Below are 1,309 nucleotides of genomic sequence, written 5' to 3'. Positions count from 1 at the left end.
CAGGAGACGGCGTACAAGCAGCTGAACGACAACCAGGTGGGCGCGAAGAAGGGCGCGGCGATCGCTATCGACCCGCGTACCGGCGCGGTGCAGGCGCTGGTCTCCATGCCGAGCTTCGACCCGAACCCGCTGGCCAGCCACAACAGCACCGAGGCGGACCGGGCGTACAACGCGCTGGAGAAGGACAAGGACCGGCCGCTGGCGAACCGGGCGCTGTCCGAGACGCTGCCGCCGGGCTCCACCTTCAAGATCATCATGGCGGCGGCCGCGCTGGAGACCGGCGTCGGCCAGCAGACCCGCATCCCGGCCGGCTCCAGCTACACCGCGCCCGGCGCCGGGCAGCCGATCCGCAACGCCGCGCCGTCGATCTGCCCCGAGTCGCAGGTGACGCTGCGCGAGGCGGTCACCGAGTCCTGCAACACCGGCTTCGCCCAGCTCGGCGTGCGGCTCGGCGCGGACAAGGTGAAGGAGAAGGCCAAGCAGTTCGGCTTCGAGCAGGACGACCTCACCGTCGGCCAGCTCGGCGAGGGTGGCCTGCCGGTGGCGGCCAGCCGCACCGGCGACATGCAGAACCCGGACGGCAGCACCGACCCGGCGGCGCTCGCCCAGTCGTCGATCGGCCAGAACAACGTGCGGATGACGCCGCTGCAGGGCGCGCTGATCGCTGCCGCGGTGGCGAACAAGGACGGCAAGCAGATGCGTCCGTACCTGGTCAAGCAGTTGCTCGGGCCGGACCGCACCACCGTCTACGACCCCGCCCAGCCGCGCGAGCTGCGCCGCCCGATCAGCGGTCAGGTCGCGGCCGACCTGCGCGACATGATGCAGAACGTGGTGAAGGAGGGCACCGGCCGCCGGGCCGCCATCGACGGCTACCTGGTGGGCGGCAAGACCGGTACCGCGCAGTCCGGCCCGAACACCCCGGACCACGGCTGGTTCATCGGCTTCGCGCTGGACAAGGACGGCACGCCGCTGTCCGCCGTCTGCGTCGAGCTGGAGCAGGCGGGCAACGGCGGCAGCGCCGAGGCGGCCCGCATCGCCGGCCGGATCATGGCGGCGGCCATCGCGGACTCCGGGAGGCGCTGACGTGCTGAGCCCGGGGGTGAAGCTCGGCAACCGCTACCGCCTCGACGAGCGGATCGCCAGCGGTGGCATGGGCGACGTGTGGCGCGGCACCGACCAGGTGCTGGGCCGTACCGTCGCGGTCAAGAGCCTGCTCCCCGCGCTGCTGGACGAGCCGGGCTTCGCCGAGCGGTTCCGGGGCGAGGCGCGGACCATGGCGACCATCAACCACCCGGGCGTGGTCGACGTC

The 1,309-nt window shown here is 72.5% G+C and carries 1 protein-coding gene and 1 pseudogene; both read left to right on the top strand.

Annotated elements, in window-relative coordinates; all coding sequences use genetic code 11:
* Positions 1-1,083 (top strand): penicillin-binding transpeptidase domain-containing protein (locus tag AB0L34_RS33955; protein WP_363709769.1); only part of this gene is annotated, 1,083 nt, incomplete at its 5' end.
* A gap of 1 nt (position 1,084) precedes the next feature.
* Positions 1,085-1,309: pseudogene (locus tag AB0L34_RS33950) on the top strand (serine/threonine protein kinase); the annotation flags it as partial.

This window comes from Micromonospora sp. NPDC052213 (assembly GCF_040679695.1).
In the GTDB taxonomy this organism is placed as follows: domain Bacteria; phylum Actinomycetota; class Actinomycetes; order Mycobacteriales; family Micromonosporaceae; genus Micromonospora.
The sequence above is the reverse complement of the archived record's forward strand: the minus strand, read 5'-3'. Positions and strand labels throughout refer to the sequence as shown.